This window comes from Mesobacterium hydrothermale, from assembly GCF_035818635.1.
Classification (GTDB): domain Bacteria; phylum Pseudomonadota; class Alphaproteobacteria; order Rhodobacterales; family Rhodobacteraceae; genus Mesobacterium_A; species Mesobacterium_A hydrothermale.
In genome coordinates this window covers 1-19078 of sequence record NZ_JAYLLH010000034.1, presented here as the reverse complement: position 1 = coordinate 19078, position 19078 = coordinate 1, and the positions used below count along the sequence as shown (strand labels likewise).

17 protein-coding genes are annotated in these 19078 nt (G+C 65.1%); 9 read left to right on the top strand and 8 right to left on the bottom strand.

Annotated features, from left to right (window positions below; genetic code table 11):
- The first annotated feature begins 25 nt into the window (after positions 1–25).
- The 5 genes from glgC to VK792_RS17100 are packed head-to-tail and all read left to right on the top strand — an operon-like array spanning position 26 to position 8219.
- Positions 26–1288 carry a glucose-1-phosphate adenylyltransferase gene (gene glgC, locus VK792_RS17120; RefSeq protein ID WP_326299089.1) on the top strand — a complete coding sequence of 421 codons (1263 nt, stop codon included), beginning with the start codon at positions 26–28 and terminating at the stop codon, positions 1286–1288.
- Complete coding sequence (glgA, locus tag VK792_RS17115) at positions 1285–2697, top strand: glycogen synthase GlgA (protein WP_326299088.1); 1413 nt, start codon at positions 1285–1287, stop codon at positions 2695–2697. Before glgC ends, glgA begins: the two co-directional genes overlap by 4 nt.
- A gap of 14 nt (positions 2698–2711) precedes the next feature.
- Positions 2712–4787, top strand: coding sequence for a glycogen debranching protein GlgX (glgX, locus tag VK792_RS17110; protein WP_326299087.1), 2076 nt, complete (start codon positions 2712–2714; stop codon positions 4785–4787).
- Positions 4780–6591, top strand: a complete 1812-nt coding sequence (gene malQ, locus VK792_RS17105) for a 4-alpha-glucanotransferase (RefSeq protein ID WP_326299086.1) — start codon at positions 4780–4782, stop codon at positions 6589–6591. Before glgX ends, malQ begins: the two co-directional genes overlap by 8 nt.
- Positions 6588–8219, top strand: coding sequence for an alpha-D-glucose phosphate-specific phosphoglucomutase (locus VK792_RS17100; protein ID WP_326299085.1), 1632 nt, complete (start codon positions 6588–6590; stop codon positions 8217–8219). The genes malQ and VK792_RS17100 overlap by 4 nt, the downstream gene beginning before the upstream one ends.
- Before the next feature lie 86 nt (positions 8220–8305).
- On the opposite strand, the gene VK792_RS17095 is transcribed toward VK792_RS17100, so the two are convergent.
- The 3 genes from VK792_RS17095 to VK792_RS17085 all read right to left on the bottom strand — a co-directional run bounded on the left by VK792_RS17095 (position 8306) and on the right by VK792_RS17085 (position 10241).
- Positions 8306–8503 carry a hypothetical protein gene (locus VK792_RS17095; protein ID WP_326299084.1) on the bottom strand — a complete coding sequence of 66 codons (198 nt, stop codon included), beginning with the start codon at positions 8501–8503 and terminating at the stop codon, positions 8306–8308.
- A gap of 104 nt (positions 8504–8607) precedes the next feature.
- Positions 8608–9507, bottom strand: a complete 900-nt coding sequence (locus tag VK792_RS17090; protein ID WP_326299083.1) for a DMT family transporter — start codon at positions 9505–9507, stop codon at positions 8608–8610.
- 140 nt (positions 9508–9647) lie between these two features.
- Positions 9648–10241 carry a LysE/ArgO family amino acid transporter gene (locus VK792_RS17085; RefSeq protein ID WP_326299082.1) on the bottom strand — a complete coding sequence of 198 codons (594 nt, stop codon included), beginning with the start codon at positions 10239–10241 and terminating at the stop codon, positions 9648–9650.
- 284 nt (positions 10242–10525) lie between these two features.
- On the opposite strand from VK792_RS17085, the gene prpE reads away from it, so the two are divergent.
- Together prpE and VK792_RS17075 are read left to right on the top strand one after the other, a co-directional pair.
- Entirely contained in the window at positions 10526–12418 is a 1893-nt protein-coding gene (gene prpE, locus VK792_RS17080; protein WP_326299081.1) for a propionate-CoA ligase PrpE, read from the top strand.
- Between the two features lie 174 nt (positions 12419–12592).
- Positions 12593–13018 (top strand): hypothetical protein, encoded by a 426-nt coding sequence (locus VK792_RS17075; RefSeq protein ID WP_326299080.1) that lies wholly within the window; start codon positions 12593–12595, stop codon positions 13016–13018.
- A gap of 59 nt (positions 13019–13077) precedes the next feature.
- On the opposite strand, the gene VK792_RS17070 is transcribed toward VK792_RS17075, so the two are convergent.
- From VK792_RS17070 to VK792_RS17055, 4 genes are all read right to left on the bottom strand, one after another.
- A complete protein-coding gene (locus VK792_RS17070) occupies positions 13078–13476 on the bottom strand; it encodes a DUF6858 family protein (protein ID WP_326299079.1) in 399 nt (132 codons plus the stop codon).
- Positions 13477–13596: 120 nt separating this feature from the next.
- The gene (locus VK792_RS17065; protein WP_326299078.1) at positions 13597–14445 is read right to left on the bottom strand and encodes a 2-keto-4-pentenoate hydratase; all 849 of its coding nucleotides are present in this window, start codon (positions 14443–14445) and stop codon (positions 13597–13599) included.
- A 44-nt stretch (positions 14446–14489) separates the two neighbouring features.
- Positions 14490–14879, bottom strand: coding sequence for an SMU1112c/YaeR family gloxylase I-like metalloprotein (gloA2, locus tag VK792_RS17060; protein WP_326299077.1), 390 nt, complete (start codon positions 14877–14879; stop codon positions 14490–14492).
- A 100-nt stretch (positions 14880–14979) separates the two neighbouring features.
- Positions 14980–15741: an NAD kinase gene (locus tag VK792_RS17055; protein ID WP_326299076.1), complete on the bottom strand. Its 762-nt coding sequence runs from the start codon at positions 15739–15741 to the stop codon at positions 14980–14982.
- A 167-nt stretch (positions 15742–15908) separates the two neighbouring features.
- On the opposite strand from VK792_RS17055, the gene glyA reads away from it, so the two are divergent.
- Positions 15909–17204 (top strand): serine hydroxymethyltransferase, encoded by a 1296-nt coding sequence (gene glyA / locus VK792_RS17050; protein ID WP_326299075.1) that lies wholly within the window; start codon positions 15909–15911, stop codon positions 17202–17204.
- Between the two features lie 195 nt (positions 17205–17399).
- Here glyA and VK792_RS17045 read toward each other — a convergent pair whose 3' ends face one another.
- The gene (locus VK792_RS17045; RefSeq protein ID WP_326299074.1) at positions 17400–18305 is read right to left on the bottom strand and encodes a LysR family transcriptional regulator; all 906 of its coding nucleotides are present in this window, start codon (positions 18303–18305) and stop codon (positions 17400–17402) included.
- A gap of 93 nt (positions 18306–18398) precedes the next feature.
- Here VK792_RS17045 and VK792_RS17040 point away from each other — a divergent pair, with 93 nt between their 5' ends.
- Positions 18399–19007, top strand: a complete 609-nt coding sequence (locus tag VK792_RS17040; protein ID WP_326299073.1) for a class I SAM-dependent methyltransferase — start codon at positions 18399–18401, stop codon at positions 19005–19007.
- The last annotated feature ends 71 nt before the right edge of the window (positions 19008–19078 follow it).

Below are 19078 nucleotides of genomic sequence, written 5' to 3'. Positions count from 1 at the left end.
TGCAATTGATAAGGGGGGAAACCGCATGGTACAAAACAGCAGACTGGCCAGCCGCAGCATGGCCTTCGTTCTGGCGGGCGGGCGTGGGTCGCGCCTGCAAGAGCTGACCGACCGACGGGTCAAACCCGCCGTCTATTTTGGCGGCAAAACCCGCATCATCGATTTTGCCCTGTCCAACGCGCTGAATTCCGGCATTCGCAAGATGGCGCTGGCGACGCAATACAAGGCGCACAGCCTGATCCGCCATGTCCAGCGCGGCTGGAACTTTTTCCGCGCCGAACGCAACGAATTCCTGGACATCCTGCCCGCCAGCCAACGCTATGACGAGGCGACATGGTACCGGGGCACCGCTGACGCGGTGGCGCAGAACATCGACATCATCGACAGCTATGACGTGGACTACGTTCTGATCCTTGCGGGCGATCACATCTACAAGATGGATTACGAGCGCATGATCCAGCATCATGTGACCGCCGGGGCCGATGTCACCATCGGCTGCCTGACGGTGCCGCGGATGGATGCGACGGCCTTTGGCGTGATGGCGGTGGACGAAACCGACCGGATCACGTCTTTCCTTGAAAAACCCGCCGATCCGCCGGGCATTCCGGGCGACCCGGAGAATGCGCTGGCGTCGATGGGGATATATGTTTTCAACTGGAAATTCCTGCGCGCCCTACTGCTGGAGGATATGGACGATCCGAATTCGAGCCACGATTTCGGCAATGATCTGATCCCCGACATCGTCAAGAACGGCAAGGCCCAGGCGCATCGGTTCACCGACAGCTGCGTGCGCAGCGGGCCCGATGCCCCGGCCTATTGGCGCGACGTCGGGACGGTCGATGCGTTCTGGAAGGCCAATATCGACATGACGGATTTCGCGCCGGAACTGGACATGTGGGATCGCAGCTGGCCGATCTGGACCTATTCCGAAAGCGTCCCGCCCGCCAAGTTCATCCACGACCAGCCCGACCGCCGCGGCAGCGCGGTCAGTTCGCTGGTGTCGGGGGGGTGCATCATCTCGGGGACAGAAATCCGGCGCTCTTTGCTGTTCACGCAGGTGCACACCAATTCCTATTCCACGCTGGAAGGCGCGGTTGTGCTGCCCTATGCCTATGTCTCGCGCCATGCGCGACTGACCAACGTGGTCATCGACCGCGGCGTGATCATCCCCGAAGGTCTGGTCGTGGGCGAAGATCCGGAAGACGACGCCAAGTGGTTCCGCGTCACCGGTGGTGGCGTGACCCTGATCACACAGGAAATGCTGGACCGGAGGGCCGAAGGCCTATGACCCGCGTGCTGTCCGTTGCGTCGGAATGTGTCCCCTTCGTCAAAACCGGGGGACTGGCCGACGTGGCCGGGGCCCTGCCGGGCGCGCTGGCATCTGCCGCGGTCGAGATGCGCAGCCTGCTGCCGTTCTACCCCGCGGTGCGCGAAGCGACAGGCGAAGTGCCGTCGGTTTTCCAGATCGAGGACCTTTTCGGCGGCGCGGCGGCGATCCGGCGCGGACAGATGGGCGCTGCGGCGATCTATTTCCTGGATGCGCCGCACCTGTTTGACCGGGCGGGCAATATCTATCTGGGGCCGGACGGCAAGGACTGGCCGGACAACCCGGTGCGATTTGCCGCGCTGTCCAGGGCCGCCGCGCTGATCGCGCTGCACGGCATCGAAGGCTGGCGGCCACAAGCGCTGCACCTGCACGACTGGCAGGCCGGGCTGACCCCGGTCTACCTGCGCGAGTTCCGGCTGGCAGAGCGGATCAAGACGCTGATCACGATCCACAACATCGCGTTCCAGGGGCTGGCCCCCGCGCATCTGCTGTCGGCGCTGGATCTGCCCGCACAGGGCTTCACCCGCGACGGGTTCGAATACTGGGGACAGATTTCGGCGCTGAAGGCCGGGATCGTCTATGCCGACAAGATCAGCACCGTCAGCCCCACCTATGCCGAAGAACTGATGACCCCGCAGTTCGGAATGGGCCTGGAAGGCGTGCTGCGCGACCGGGCGGGCGATTTGTCGGGCATTCTGAACGGCATCGACCTGGAGGTCTGGGCGCCCGACTACAAGACCCGACGCGGCAAGGAAAAACACACCAAGGCCTTGCGCGCGGAATTTGGCCTGCCCGAAGGCGATGGCCCGCTTTGCGTGGTGATTTCGCGGCTGACCGGGCAAAAGGGGCTGGACCTGCTGATCGAGGCGCTGCCGGCGCTGCTGGAAAACGGCGGGCAACTGGCACTTCTGGGCAGTGGCGATGCCGCGATGGAGGCGCAGTTCCGCGCGCTGGCCGAACGCCATCCCGCCGTGGCCGTGCACATCGGCTATGACGAGGCGCTGTCGCACCGGATGATCGCGGGCGGAGAGGCCATCTTGGTGCCGTCGCGGTTCGAACCCTGCGGGCTGACCCAGCTTTACGGGCTGCACTACGGGACGCTGCCGCTGGTGTCGCTGACCGGCGGATTGGCGGACACGGTGATCCCCGCGACTGCGGCTACGCTGGCCGCGGGGGTGGCAACCGGCATACAATTTAATCCCGTCGACACCCAATCGCTGGTTAATGCGATCCACAGGCTTTGTCGGCTTTACCGTCAGCCCGACATCTGGGACAAGATGCTGCGCAATGCCATGGCGCATCCTGTCGGCTGGGACAGCTCTGCCCGGGCCTATGCCGATCTGTTCCAGACCATAACCGGACCTGTATGAGTTTGCACATCAAGATGACCGAAGGGCGCCCGCACACGCTGGGCGCGACGTTTGACGGCGAAGGCGTGAATTTTGCCGTGTTTTCGGAACATGCGCGACGGATGACGCTGTGTCTGTTTTCCCCGGATGGAAAGCAGGAAACCCACCGTATCGACCTGCCAGAGCGCGACGGCGACGTCTGGCACGGCTATGTCGCCGGGCTGCGGCCGGGACAGTTGTACGGCTTGCGGGCGGATGGGCCGTATGCCCCGCACATGGGGCACCGGTTCAACTATCACAAGCTGCTGATCGACCCCTATGCCAAGCGCCTGACCGGCCATCCGCAATGGCATGACGCGCTGATGGGGTACACCATCGGATCGCCCGATGCCGACCTCAGCTTCGATACCCGCGACAGTGCGCCCTACATGCCGCGTTGCGTGGTCGAGGACCCCAGTTTCAACTGGGGCCGCGACACCGCGCCGAACACGCCGATCGCGCAATCGGTGATCTATGAGGCGCATGTGAAGGGCCTGACCGCGTTGCGGCAAGGGGTGCCGCACAGGGGCACCTTCCTTGGGCTGGCATCGGACCAGATGCTGGACCACATGACCCGGCTGGGGATCACGGCGCTGGAACTGCTGCCGGTGCAGGCGTTCCTGAATGACCGGTTCCTGGTGGAAAAGGGGCTGGTGAATTACTGGGGGTACCAGACGCTGGGGTTCTTCGCGCCCGATCCGCGCTACATGGCGCACGCCCAGCTGTCGGAATTCCAGCACATGGTCGCGCGGCTGCACAGTGCCGGGATCGAAGTGATCCTTGACGTGGTTTACAACCACACCTGCGAAGGGTCTGAACTGGGTCCGACGCTGGCCTTTCGCGGGCTGGACAACCGCAGCTATTACCGGCTTGCGCAGGACCCGCGCTATTACATCAACGACACCGGCACCGGCAACACGGTGAACATCGAACACCCGATGGTGCTGCGCATGGTGCTGGATTCGCTGCGCTATTGGGTGCAGGTCATGCATGTCGACGGCTTCCGCTTCGACTTGTGCTCGACGCTGGGGCGCACGCCCACCGGGTTCGACAGGGGGGCCGCGTTCTTTGACGCGATCCGGCAGGACCCGGTGCTGACCAAGGTCAAGCTGATCGCCGAGCCCTGGGACATCGGCCCCGGTGGCTATCAGGTCGGGGGGTTCCCGCCGCCGTTCCTGGAATGGAACGACAAGTACCGCGACGGGGTGCGCCGGTTCTGGCGCGGCGACGTGGGCCAGGTGCCAACGCTGGCCGATCGGCTGACCGGGTCGGCGCTGCAATTCGACCATTCCGGGCGCCCGGCCACCAGTTCCGTCAACTTCGTGACCGCGCATGACGGGTTCACGCTGATGGACGTGGTCAGCTACGACACCAAGCACAACGAGGCCAACGGCGAGGAAAACCGCGACGGCCACGGCGAAAACGTTTCCGACAACATGGGGGTCGAAGGCCCGACCGAAGACCCCAAGATTGCCGCCGCCCGCGCGCAGCGCCGCCGCAACATGCTGGCGACGCTGCTGCTGAGTCAGGGGACGCCGATGATCCTTGCCGGGGACGAGATCGGCAATTCGCAGCGCGGCAACAACAACGCCTATTGCCAGGACAACCCCACCGGCTGGATCGACTGGGACGAGGCCGACGAGGACCTTATGCGCTTTGTCCGGCGGCTGGTGGCGTTTCGCAAGGATCACCCGATCCTGCGGCAGAAACGGTTCCTGCATTCGCGCGAACGCGCCGTCGACGGGATCGAAGACCTGTTCTGGCGTCATCCCGACGGCACGCCGATGTCGAACGAGGACTGGGGCGACAGTTCGCTGCGCGTGCTGTGCGCCGAAATGCGGATGGCGTCGGGTACACCGCCCTATGCCCAGCGCGAAGAGGCACTGTTTCTGGTGTTCAACGCGGGCGACCCGGTGGTGGTCACGCTGCCGCCAACGGCCGGCGGACGGCAATGGACGCTGTGTATTGACACAAACACGCCTGACGCCCTGCCCCACCCTGTGACGCGCGCGCCCCTCAAAGTGCCGGCGCGGTCGGTGCTGGCCTTCGTGCTGGAGCCTAGCCGTGACTGACCTTCTGGCCCGCGCCAGGGCGGCGGGGATCCTGATGTCGTTCAAGGACACGACCGGCGTGGTCCGCGACACGTCCGAGGAAACCGCCGCGGCGCTGCTGGCGGCGATGGGCGACGACGTGGACCTGCCGCAGGATGTGATCTGCGAGGTGGGCATGCCCCCTGGCCTGCGGGTCAAGGGGCGCTGGACCCTTGTGCTTGAGGACGGCCAGAAACAGGATGGCACCGGCCCCCTGCCCGCGCTGCCCCTGGGCATTCACAGCCTGACGGCGGGCAAGGCACGGTACACGCTGCTGTCCGCCCCGGTTCGCCTGCCGCTGCCCGCCCCCTGCTGGGGGGTGATCGCGCCGCTTTACGGCCTGTCGGAGACCGGGATCGGGACTTATGGCGATCTGGCGGAACTGGCGACAGGACTTGGCTCGCTGGGCTGCGCGTTCCTGGGGATCAACCCGGTGCATGCAGGGTTTCCATCCGACCCCGGCGCCTTCAGCCCCTACACGCCGTCCCACCGGCGGCGGCTGAACGTGCTGCACCTGCCCGGCGGCAGCGGCACGGCCGGACCACTGGTTGAGTACGCCACCGACACCCCGGCCCGGATGTCGGCGCTGCGTGCGGACTATGCCGCCTTCACCGGCGATCTGGCGTTCGATGCCTACGTCGCCGCGGAAGGCGTCCCGCTGGACCGCTTTGCGCTTTACCAGGCGCTGTCCGAGAGACATGGGCCGTTCTGGAACACCTGGCCCGAGGCGCTGCACCATCCCGACAACCCCGCTGTCGCTGCTGCCGCGACCGAGTTGTCCGCAGAGGTGCGGTTCCATGCCTGGCTGCAATGGCGCGCGGAAACCGCGCTGGCAGGGGCACAGGCGCAGGCAAAGGCCAGCGGTATGGCCCATGGCCTTTACCTTGACCTTGCGGTGGGCACCCACCCTTACGGCGCCGAGACATGGGAAGACCGCGAAAGCTTTGCCTTTGGCGCCTCGCTCGGCTCACCCCCCGATGCGTTTTCTGCCGATGGTCAGAACTGGTGCCTTGCACCGTTCAACCCGCGCGCCTTGCGCGCCCGGGCCTATGCGCCGCTGGCCGAAACGCTGCGGCGGCAGGTGCGCGTCGCGGGCGTGCTGCGGATCGACCATATCCTTGGGTTCGAACGGGCGTTCTGGGTGCCGGACGGCGCGCCGGGGGCCTATGTCCAGATGCCGCGCGATGCCATGCTGGCTGTGGTCCGGATCGAAGCCGCGCGTGCCGGCGCGACCGTTGTGGGCGAAGACCTTGGCAACATTCCCGACGGTCTGCGTGCCGCGCTGGAAGCGTCGGGGATCTTGGGCTGCCGGGTGGCCATGTTCGAGCGCCGCTCTTGGCAGCCGCCGGTGTTTCGCGCTGCGCAGGACTATGACGCTGCGGCCATCGCCAGCTTTTCCACCCACGACCTGCCGACGTGGCGGGGCTGGCGCAAGGGGCTGGACATCGCCGCGCGGCAGGACACGGGCAGCATAGACGCGGATCAGGCCAAGGACGAACAGGCGCACCGCCAGGCAGAAGTCGCGGCGCTGGACGCGCTGTTGCCGGAACCGACGGAAGATGCCTTGCATACCTTCCTGGCGCAGACACCCAGCCGACTGCTGGGACTTCAGGCGGAAATCCTGCTGGGGATGGACGACCAGCCCAACCTGCCGGGAACAACAACTGAATATCCCAACTGGCGGTTGCGTTTGCCGGTCCCCGCAAAATCCATTTCGTGCCATGATAGTGTCATACGGACCGCGCAAGTGATGCGCAACCAAGACAGAGACCGGAGGGGCCAATGAGCATTCACACCGTCGCAACCGCACCGATCGAAGGGCAGAAACCCGGCACGTCCGGCCTGCGCAAGAAGACCCCGGTCTTCATGGGGCCGCACTACCTTGAGAATTTCGTGCAGAGCATCTTCAACGGCACCGGGGGTGCCGATGGCAAGACCTATGTTCTGGGGGGCGACGGGCGCTACTTCAACGATCGCGCGGCGCAGGTGATCCTGCGCATGGCAGCCGCGAACGGCGCCAAGAAGGTGATCGTTGGCCAGAACGCGATCCTGTCGACCCCCGCCGCGTCGCACCTGATCCGCAAGCGCGGCACCGATGGCGGCATCATCATGTCGGCAAGCCACAACCCCGGCGGCCCGAACGAGGATTTCGGCGTGAAGTTCAACGCCGCGAACGGCGGCCCCGCCCCGGAAGGCATGACCGAGAAGATCTTTGCCGAAACAAAGACGCTGACCGCCTACAAGATGCTGGACGCACAGGACGTAGACCTGTCCACGCCCGGGACCACATCGCTGGGCGCGATGGAAATCGAGGTGGTCGATCCCGTCGCCGACTACCAGGACCTGATGGCCGAGATCTTTGATTTCGACGCGATCCGCGCGCTGTTTGCCGGTGGCTTTCGAATGCGGTTCGACGCGATGCACGCGGTTACCGGTCCCTACGCCAGGGCGATCCTCGAAGGCACACTGGGCGCGCCTGCGGGATCGGTGATCAACGCCGCGCCCAGCCCGGATTTCGGCGGCGGCCATCCCGACCCGAACCCGATCTGGGCCAAGCCGTTGATGGAAGAAATGTATGGCGACAATGCCCCCGATTTCGGCGCGGCCTCGGATGGTGATGGCGACCGCAACATGATCGTGGGCAAGGGGGCCTATGTGACCCCCTCCGACAGCCTTGCCGTGCTGGCGGCAAACGCAACGCTGGTCCCGGCCTATGCCGGCGGCCTGAGGGGTGTGGCCCGGTCGATGCCGACCTCGGGCGCGGTGGACCGGGTGGCCGACAGCCTTGGCATTGCCTGCTACGAAACCCCCACTGGCTGGAAGTTCTTCGGCAACCTGCTGGACGCGGGCCGCGCGACCCTGTGCGGCGAGGAAAGCGCGGGGACCGGATCAGACCACGTGCGCGAAAAAGACGGGCTCTGGGCGGTGCTGTTCTGGCTGAACGTGCTGGCGAAGCGCGGTCAGTCGGTGGCCGACATCATGACCGATCACTGGGCAAGATTCGGACGCAACTACTATTCCCGCCACGACTACGAGGCCGTGGACAGCGCCGCCGCCAACGGCCTGATGGACGCGGTGCGCGGGCAACTGGCCACCCTGCCCGGCAGCAGCGTGGCCGGACTGACGGTAACCGGGGCCGATGAATTTGCCTATGACGATCCGGTTGACGGGTCGCGCAGTGAAGGCCAGGGCTTGCGGATGATGTTCGAGGGTGGCGGACGGGTCGTCCTGCGCCTGTCCGGCACCGGGACCGAAGGCGCAACGCTGCGCGTCTATCTGGAACGGCTGGAAACCGACTCCGCGCAGATGGACAAGGATCCGCAAGACGCGCTGGCAGACGTGATCGCCGCCGCAGATGCGATTGCCGGGATCACCTCGCGCACCGGACGGGACGCACCGGACGTGATCACCTGATCGCGGGATACCGGCCCGCTGAATACAGACACGCCCCGGGGAACAAACCCGGGGCGTTCGTCTTTTCAAAGGTGTCGCGGTGCCAATCAGGCGTGCAGCACACCCAGAACATTCATCTGCGGCAATTTCGACACTTCCAGCCCGTCCTCGACGCGCTTGATGCGATAGCCGTATCCCCGCATGCGAAACTTCCATTCAGCCTCGGACAGAACCTTTTCGCGCTCGCGCTTCAGGAAGTCGAAAACTTCGTTCATGTCATCGGTCAGTTTATTCTCGGCAAACATTGCACTCTCCATCAGGTCGTTTCCTGAGGATCAGCCTGTCGCCGGATTGTGGCACGAATTGGGACAGTTCCGGGTATTATTGCGCCAGCGGAAACAACCTTTTTTCAGACCTTCGGCGCATGGATTTGCGGGGTGATCCGGCGGCGCAACACCGCCTCGCGCCAGCTGATGAAGCTGACCGCCGCGACGATGACCGTGCCGCCCAGGATCACCCAGATGTCGATGCCTTCGCCAAAGACCAGCGCCCCCAGCGCCACCGACCAGACCAGTTGCAGGAAGGTGACCGGCTGGGTCACGGATACCGGCGCCTCGGCAAAGGCCAGCGTCATGGTGAAATGCCCCGCGGTGGCGAAACAGGCAACGCAGAACAGGATGAAGATGTCCCACCAGCCCGGCGTGACCCAGACCGCGACGGCAAAAGGCGCAAGCCCGATGGTGACGGTGATCGACAACATCGCCACAACCACGGCCGGCTTGACGCTGTCGGCAAAGATCTTGGCCAGCAGGTAGGACACGGCGAACAGCATCGCCGTCCCCATCATCGCGAAATGCCCCGCGTCCAGTTCCCGAAACCCCGGCCGCAGGATGACGAAGGCCCCGATCAGCGCCGCCACGATGGCCAGGATCCGCCGCGCGGCCAGCTTTTCCCCAAGGAAGAACACCGCCAGCACGGTCACGTAGACCGGGTTGAGGTAGTTCATCGCCGTCACCTCGGCAATCGGGATGCGCGTCATGGCAAAGAACCACAGAATCACGCCCAGCGAATGCACGAACCCCCGAATGCCGAACAGCTTGATCTGCCGCCCGCTCAGGTTCGCCGACCGCAGGTCGCGCCACATCGGGATCAGGAACACCAGGCCCAGAAGATACCGCAGGAACGCCGCTTCGGCCGCCGGAACCCGCCCGTGCAACAGTTTCACCAGCGCCGTGACCATGACGAAGCACAGCCCGGTGACGGCCATCCAGAAGATGCCCCGCAGGGGGCGTTGCACGCGCGGTTCCATGGCGTCACTCAAACGCGCCTTGGCCGGGGATTGCAACCCCCGCCAGCGGCTTCTTCTGGCCGGAAATATCCCGGGGGTGAATGGCGCCGCAGGCGACAGAGGGGGCAGCGCCCCCTGCCCCCTTCCCCGACCGGTCCGGCTCAGGCGATCAGCGACCAGGCAATGATCCACATCACGCAGCCGATGCCCGCGTCCAGCACCTGCCAGGCGCGGGGCCGGGCAAAGACCGGGCCCAGCAGCCGCGCGCCGTAACCCAGCGAGAAGAAGAACACGAAAGACGCCAGCCCCGCGCCCAGCCCAAACATCACCCGGTTGTCATACTGCGCCGAAATCGACCCGATCAGCACGACCGTATCCAGGTAGACATGCGGGTTGAGCCAGGTGAAGGCCAGCACCGTCAGCAACGCCGCGCGCAGGCTGGTACGCTCATCCTTGCCCGCCTTCAGACTGTCCTGCCCGCGCCAGGCGGCCACGAAACTGCGCGCACCGTACCAGGCCAGGAAGGCAGCCCCGCCCCAACGCATCACCGGCTCGAACAGCGGCACCGCCGTGGCCAGCGCACCAAACCCGGCAACCCCTGCGGCGATCAGGAGCGCGTCGGACAGCGCGCAGGTCAGCACGATGGCAAAGACATGTTCGCGTCGCAGCCCTTGGCGCAGGACAAAAGCGTTCTGGGCGCCAATCGCCAGGATCAGCGAGAACCCGAGCCCGAACCCGGCCAGTGCCGCTTGCATGTCTTGCCTCCGTAAGAACTGCGAGGCGCCTAGCCCAATCCCGGTGACGATGCCAGCCGCATCCGGACGGACAGCTTTGCAGCTTTTGGGGTCAGAAATTTGCAAACTCCCAGATTTTTCGCAAAAACCATCCATATTTTCGAAGTTTTGCAAAAGTTTGCAGACAGAAATCCGCAATATCTGCAAAATTTTCGCGCCAATCTGACGCTGCTTCCGGTAACAGGCTTGCCTCAGACCGCCTGCCTCTCGTAACACCTCGGGCAGACACGAGGAGGAGATCGGTCATGGGCTACAAGGATGTTTACGCAAGCTGGCAGGCGGACCCGGAAACCTTCTGGATGGACGCGGCCAAGGCCATCGACTGGGACAAGGCCCCGTCGAAGGCGCTCTTCGACAAGGGCAATCACCTTTACGAATGGTTCGCCGACGGCATGGTCAACACCTGCTGGAACGCGGTCGACCGCCATGTCGAAAACGGGCGCGGCGAACAGACCGCGATCATCTATGACAGCCCGATCACCCACACCAAGCGCGAGATCACCTATGTCGAACTGCGCAACCGCGTGGCGACGCTGGCCGGTGCGCTGCGCGCCAAGGGCATCGAAAAGGGCGACCGCGTCATCATCTACATGCCGATGATCCCCGAAGCGCTGGAAGCCATGCTGGCCTGCGCGCGTCTGGGCGCGATCCATTCGGTCGTGTTCGGCGGGTTCGCCGCGAACGAACTGGCGGTGCGGATCGACGACGCGATACCCAAGGCGATCATCGCGGCAAGCTGCGGGCTGGAGCCGAACCGCGTGGTGCACTACAAGCCGCTGCTGGACGGCGCCATCGACCTTGCCACCCACAAGCCCGACTTCTGCGTGATCTATCAGCGCGAACAGGAAGTGGCGCAACTGATCGAGGGTCGCGATTACAACTGGCACGGCTTCCAGTATGGCGTGCAACCGGCGGAATGCGTCCCGGTCGAGGGCAACCACCCGGCCTATATCCTTTATACCTCTGGCACCACCGGCCAGCCCAAGGGCGTGGTGCGCCACACCGCGGGCCACATGGTGGCGCTGAACTGGACGATGAAGAACCTTTACAACGTCGATCCGGGCGACGTGTTCTGGGCCGCGTCGGACGTGGGCTGGGTCGTCGGTCACAGCTATATCTGCTATGGCCCGCTGATCCACGGCAACACCACCATCGTCTTCGAAGGCAAGCCCGTCGGCACCCCCGACGCGGGCACGTTCTGGCGGGTGATCTCGGAACACAAGGTGAAAAGCTTCTTCACCGCCCCCACTGCCTTCCGCGCGGTCAAGCGCGAGGACCCCAAGGGCGAGTACGTCAAGAAATACGACCTGGGCTGCCTGAAGCAGGTTTACCTGGCCGGCGAGCGCGCCGACCCCGACACCATCGTCTGGGCACAGGATCAACTGGGCGTGCCGGTGATCGACCACTGGTGGCAGACCGAAACCGGCTGGGCGATTGCCGCCAACCCGCTGGGGATCGAGGAACTGCCGGTCAAGCTGGGCAGCCCGACCGTGCCGATGCCGGGCTACGAGGTGACGATCCTTGACGACGCGGGCCATCCGGTTCCGGCGGGCACGCTGGGCGCCATCGCGATCAAGCTGCCGCTGCCCCCGGGCACGCTGCCGACCCTGTGGAACGCCGAGGACCGGTTCAAGAAAAGCTACCTCAACACCTTCCCCGGCTACTACGAGACCGGCGATGCGGGTATGATGGATGAAGACGGCTATGTTTCGATCATGGCGCGCACCGATGACGTGATCAACGTCGCCGGCCACCGCCTGTCCACCGGCGCGATGGAAGAAGTTCTGGCCAGCCATCCCGACGTCGCCGAATGCGCCGTGATCGGCGTGGCCGACACGCTGAAAGGTCAGGCACCGCTGGGGTTCCTGTGCCTGAACGCAGGCTGCAACCGCGCGCATGACGAGATCGTCAAGGAATGCGTCAAGCTGATCCGCGACAAGATCGGCCCGGTGGCCGCGTTCAAGTTGGCCTGCGTGGTCGACCGCCTGCCCAAGACCCGCTCGGGCAAGATCCTGCGTGCGACCATGGTCAAGATCGCCGACAACGAAGCGTTCAAGATGCCCGCAACGATCGACGATCCCGCCATCCTGGACGAGATCAAGGTCGCGCTTCAGGGCCTGGGCTTTGCCAAGGGCTGAGCCGTTCGCCGGACAAGCGTGCGAAACGCCGGGGGTGACCCCGGCGTTTTGCGTTGTTGGCGCTGAATTCGCGGGCATCTGCACGGGCGCCGCCGGACCAGCGCGCTCGGCGATTGACGCGCCGCGCCGCCTGCTTGACAGTCAGGTCACGCAACACCCCGGAAGGAACCCAAGATGCGTGACGCATTGGTCATTCTGCACTACCTGGCCTTTGCCCTTGGCATCGGCGGCGGCGTCGCCAGCCTGATGATCGGCGCCGCGCAGGCCACGGCGGAGCCGCCGGTCAAGCTGGCCATGGGCCCGGTGCGGCGGCGGCTGGCCTTTTCCGCCGGTGGCGCGGTTGCGGTGCTGTGGCTGACCGGGCTTTGGCTGGTCTATGGCTGGCGCGGCGGGCTTGCCGCGCAAGCCCCGCTGTTCTGGATCAAGATGGTCTTTGTCGCAACGCTCACGGGCTTTGTCGCGGTGCTGCTGACCCGCATCCTGCGCGCGCTGAAAGGTGGCACGCCCCCGCCCTTGCCCCTGCTGAACACACTGGTGACCGGGGCCACCGCCAGCGCCGCGCTGGCCGTGCTGTTCGGGGTGCTCAGCTTTCACGGCTGACCTTGCCACAAAAAAACGCCGCCCCCGGGGGCGGCGTTTCTGCGCTCAGGTTTGTGCACTCAGGCGGCGACCTTGTCGGCCAGCGCCTTGCACCAGGCTTCCATCGCCTCGGTCGCGGGCTTCATCGGCGGTTCGAGGAACGAGACGTGGAACCGGTCGCCCAGATCGGCCACGCCGATCGAACGCGGACGCACCGACAGCACATGCGGGTTCGGCAGCGCGATGCCAAAGCAGAAGACGATGTTCTTGGCCGCCTTGATCGTTGGCGCGATCTCGCCCTCGATGCTGCTGGTGTGGGCATAGTGGTCGAAGGTGGCGATATAAGCCACTTTCGGATGCGCGTCGATCTTGGCCTTCAGCGCGGCGATCACGTCGTCGACGCTGGCACAAGAGGTTTCCGACTTCGGCAGTTCCAGATCGAAGCAGGGGTATTTGTCCATCAGGAGGGACTGTTTCATGGAGGTACTTTCTTGGTTCGGGCCAAGGGCCCGGGTGGGAGAAACTCCCGTTCGCGCAAGCAATTTGCTATATCACAGATATAGGTTCTTCGATGTGGCGCGGTGTCCCACCTGCCGGGGTCAGTCGGTAAAGGTCACCGACACCGACGGATCGCCCGGCAGACCGGCATAGGTCACCGTCGCGCCCCCACCGGCCTTGCCCGGCGGCAACAGCGGCCCGAAGGACCCCACGCTGATCAGGTCGCCGGGCTGGAACCGCACCCCCTTGGACAGCAGCCACAGCACCGAGTTCAGCGGGTTGCCCAGCACGGCGGCGCCCGGCACCTCGACCAGGGTGCTGCCATCGGCGGCGCGCACAGTCACCCTCATCGCGCCCAGCGCCTGCACCATCCGCGCCGGATCGCCGACGGCAACCGGTGCCCCCAGCACCCCCAGCCGCGGACCGACACCCATGGCGGTCAGGGTCTCCCCGGTGATCGGCTCGCCCTGCGCCAGCGTCAGGTCGGGCAGTTCGATGAAGGGCCGGATCTCGGACACCGCCGCCATCGCCTGTTCCGGCGTGGTGGCGCTGTTGATCGCGTCAGACCCCACGACAAGCACCAGGTCAGCCTCGAAAAACGGCACCGTCCCGAATTTCGCCGGAACCGCGGCCCCGTCCTCCAGCAGCATGTCGCGATACAGCACCCCCCAGACCGGTTCGCTGACGCCGAACCGCTCTTGCGCGGGCTTGCTGGTCAGCCCGGCCTTGTACCCCACCACCGGCCCCAGCTGCGCCGACAGCGCGGTCCGCAGCTTGCCGGCGGTGCACAGCGCATCTTCCATCGATCCTCCCGCCCCCAGCGCCTTGGCCGGTGTCTTGGCGGTGAAGCTGCCGACGAAAGCCGCAATCTCGGCATCGCTGGCACAGTCGGCGCGAGCCGCGCCGGACAACACAATCGACAGGCTGGCAAGAACGGGAAACAGGCGCATGGGGCTTTCCTCGCAAAGGTCTGAGTCGCCCGCCAGTATGCGCCTCAGCGCTCGTACAACTCCAGCGGAAGTTCATCGGGATCGGCGAAGAAGGTGAATCGCTTCCCGGTCAGCGCATCGATGCGAATCTCCTCGACCGCGACCCCCTGCGCCTCAAGCCACTGCTTCGCGGCCGTCACATCCGCGACACGAAACGCCAGGTGCCGCAGCCCCAGCGCCTCGGGACGTGAGGGCCGCGCGGGCGCGCCCGGAAAGGTGAACAGCTCCACCCGTGCCCCGTCCGGCAACTCCAGGTCCAGCTTCCAGCTCTGCCGCGCCGCGCGATAGGTTTCGGCCACAACCCGCAACCCCAGCAGGTCGACATAGAACGCCCGTGACCTGTCGTAATCCGAACAGATCAGTGCAACATGGTGCAGCCCCTCAAGCGTCAGCACAGCCCGGCTCCATCATCTTGCTGCAAATATCCCCGGGGTGAGGCCGCAGGCCGAGGGGGCAGAGCCCCCTTGCGATTTTTCCTCGAAAAATCGCGCCCGGTCACACGAACTGTTCCCGGATCAGCCGTTCTTCCAGCCCGTGGCCCGGGTCGAACAGCACCCGGTGTTCGATCTCCGGCTCCGATCGGATATCGACCTGCACCACATTGCGAACAGACCGCGCGTCGGCCTCGGCCATGACCGGGCGTTTCTCGTGGTCCAGCACCTCGAAGGTGACTTCCGCGCTGGTGGGCAACAGCGCGCCGCGCCAGCGCCTTGGCCGAAACGCCGACATCGCGGTCAGCGCCAGAACGTCGGCGCCGATCGGCAGGATCGGCCCATGCGCGGAATAGTTATAAGCGGTCGACCCCGCGGGCGTCGCCACCAGTGCGCCATCACAAACCAGTTCCGGCATCCGCAGCTTGCCGTCGACGCTGATCCGCAGCTTGGCCGCCTGCGGGCCCGCGCGCAGCAACGACACTTCGTTGATCGCCAATTCACGGTATTCATCGCCATCCGGGGTCACCGCGCGCATCGACAGCGGGTGCAGCACGGCCTCTTCCGCGGCCTCAAGCCGTTCTTCCAGCCCATGTTCGGAATATTCGTTCATCAGGAACCCGACGGTCCCCCGGTTCATGCCGTAGACCGGCACCGAAAGGGTCTGCGTGCGGTTCAGCGTGTCCAGCATGAACCCATCGCCGCCAAGGGCAACGATCACATCGGCGCCGGCTTCGGAATGGTCGCCATAACGCCGGGTCAGCGAGGCAAGCGCCGCGCGCGCGATCGGGGCGTTCGAGGCGGCAAAGGCGATACGAAGCGACATGCTGTTTCCTGTCCGGTGCATTCGGGTTCGAAACAATCACAATCCGCCCCCGGGGACCAGCAAAGACGCAAGACTTTCCCGCTGTGTCGTTTTCCCGTCTTTGCGCAGACCCCGGTTTCCGATACCAACCCCGCCAACCACGATTCCCATCTGACGGAGACACGCGCATGACCGCTTCGCACCGCGACGAAGGCTTTTTCACCGAAACGCTGGCCGACCGCGACCCCGACCTCTTTGCCTCGATCACCGGAGAACTGGGCCGCCAGCGCAACGAGATCGAACTGATCGCGTCGGAAAACATCGTCAGCCGCGCCGTGATGGAGGCGCAAGGCTCCGTCATGACCAACAAATACGCCGAAGGCTACCCGGGCCGTCGCTACTATGGCGGTTGCCAATGGGTCGACGTGGCCGAGGAATTGGCCATCGAACGCGCCAAGAAGCTGTTCGGCTGCGACTTTGCCAACGTTCAGCCGAATTCGGGGTCGCAGGCCAACCAGGGCGCGTTCATGGCGATGATCAAGCCCGGAGACACCATCCTGGGCATGAACCTGGCCTCGGGCGGGCACCTGACCCACGGCGCGGCGCCGAACCAGTCGGGCAAGTGGTTCAACGCCGTGCAATACGGCGTGCGCAAGCAGGATTCGCTGCTGGACTATGACGAGGTCGCCGCGCTGGCCGCAGAACACAAGCCGCAACTGATCATCGCCGGCGGCTCGGCCATCCCGCGCCAGATCGACTTTGCCAAGTTCCGCGAGATCGCGGATTCGGTCGGCGCCTACCTGATGGTCGACATGGCGCACTTCGCCGGTCTGGTGGCGGCGGGCGAACACCCCTCGCCCTTCCCCTATGCCGACGTGGCCACCACCACCACGCATAAAACCCTGCGCGGCCCGCGCGGCGGCATGATCCTGACCAACGACGAAGCCCTGGCCAAGAAGATCAACTCGGCCATCTTCCCGGGCATCCAGGGTGGCCCGCTGATGCACGTGATCGCGGCCAAGGCGGTGGCCTTCGGCGAGGCGCTGCGCCCCGAGTTCAAGGCCTATCAGAAGGCCGTGCGCGCCAATGCGGTGGCGCTGGCCGATCAACTGATGAAAGGCGGCCTGGACATCGTCACCGGTGGCACCGATACCCATGTGATGCTGGTCGATCTGCGTCCCAAGGGCGTCAAGGGCAACGCCACCGAAAAGGCCCTGGGCCGCGCGCACATCACCTGCAACAAGAACGGCATCCCGTTTGACCCGGAAAAACCGATGGTGACCTCGGGCATCCGCCTGGGCACGCCGGCCGGCACCACCCGCGGCTTCGGCGAGGCCGAGTTCCGCCAGATCGCCGACTGGATCGTCGAAGTGGTCGACGGGCTGAAGGCCAATGGTGAGGACGGCAATGGCGAGGTCGAGGCCAAGGTCCGCGGCGAGGTCGAGGCGCTGTGCGCCAGGTTCCCGCTGTATCCGGGAATGTGATCCGGGCGACGCAAGGGTCTTGGGCGCGGTCGGAAACGGCCGCGCCTTTTTCTTGTCATGCGCCGTGTGGCTAGGGCGCGTGCCCCCTCCGCTTCGATGACCGATTGGACCATTGGTGCGACATCGGAGCCCCCCAAGGGGATTTCAGCAAGGCGAAAAACAGGGCGCGGATCGCGCGCGGGGCCTGTCGGGCGCTTAGGCTGGCAGCAGGACCGGGGCCGACAGCAGGTCGACCAGAAGGTCGAACACCAGCCGGATCCGACGGCTGCTGTGCAATTCGCGATGAACCGTCAGCCAGTAGGGCACGGTCAACAGCGAAAACTCGGGCAGGACGGTTTCGATGCCGGGGGTGCCGATGGCCTGATCGCGGATCATCGGCATGATGCCAAGACCGCGCCGGACCATGTCCCAGACCACCACGCCGCTGTCCGAGGTGACGCGCACCCGGTCTTCGGAGATCGGCACGCCGTAGGTTTTCAGCACTTTGACGGTTTCGCTGAACGGACGCAGGCCAATGAAGTCGAGCCGGGCCAGATCTTGCAGCGAAGACGGGCGGCCGACCCGGTCGAGGTAGCTGCTGGCGGCGAAGAACTGCGCCGGCGACTGGCGCACCAGCCGGGCAATCAGCTCTGGCTGATCGGGGCGGACGTGGCGCACGGCGATGTCGGCCTCGCGGCGTTGCAGGTCGCTGATCCGGTTCGAGGCCACCACGTCGAGCGTGATCTGCGGCGCCACGCGGCCAAGCCGTTCGGCGAGATGCGGCATCAGCTGCACCGCGAGCAGGTCCGAGACCGAAACGCTGACCGGGCCCGCGACCTCTTGCACGTGGCCGGTGGCGGAAAGCGAGACCTGCATCGCCGCATCGCCCATGGCGCGCACATGCGCCAGCAGATCCCGGCCCGATTGCGTCAGTTCCAGCGATCGCCCGACCCGTTCGAACAGAACCAGCCCCAGCGCTTCTTCCAGCGCGGCGACCTGGCGGCCAAGCGTCGGCTGGGTCAGGCCCAGTTGCCGGGCCGCAGCGGAAAACGACCCGGCCTCGGCGGTGACGAGGAAAGCCCGCGCCTGGTTCCAGTCGAAGGTGATTGCGCTCCAATTCATGCAAATCCGTATATCCGAAAGGCAGATTTTCGCAATTCCTGAAAACTCGCGCATGGTGAATAGTGCGCATCGACAGAAACGGGAGAGCACCGAATGCAAGACGCCACCTTCTGGGACCGCGCCGCCGCGCGCTATGCCAAGTCCCCTATCCGGGACATGGATGCCTATGAACATACACTGGCGCGGGTGTCGGCCTACTTGCGCCCGGACATGCGTGGGCTGGAACTGGGCTGCGGCACCGGCAGCACCGCGCTGCGGCTGGCACCGAAAGTGGCAGAACTGACCGCCACGGATTTTTCACCCGCGATGATCGATATCGCTCGCGGCAAGATCACCGATCAACACAATCTGGACTTTGTCGTCGCCGACCCATACCACGCACCGGAAGGGCCATTCGACGTGGTGATGGCGTTCAACCTGCTGCACCTGCTGCCGAACCTGGAGTCCGACCTGGCCCAAATTCACGCGCGGTTGCGGCCCGGCGGCTACCTGATCTCCAAATCGGTCTGCCTGCGCGATGCGCAATTGTGGATCCGGATGATCATTCCGGTGCTGAGGGCGATCGGCAAGGCCCCTTATGTCAGTGTCTTTGACATCGCTACGCTGGATGACACGATCCGGCGGGCGGGGTTCGAGATCCTTGAGACAGGGGTTTTTCCGAAAAAACCGCCTGCGCGATTCATCGTGGCGCGCCGGATCTAGTGGATTGATCGCGACAAACGAGTCCGAATTGGGATTCCCATTTGGTGCTGGCCGTGCGAGTCATGCTGATG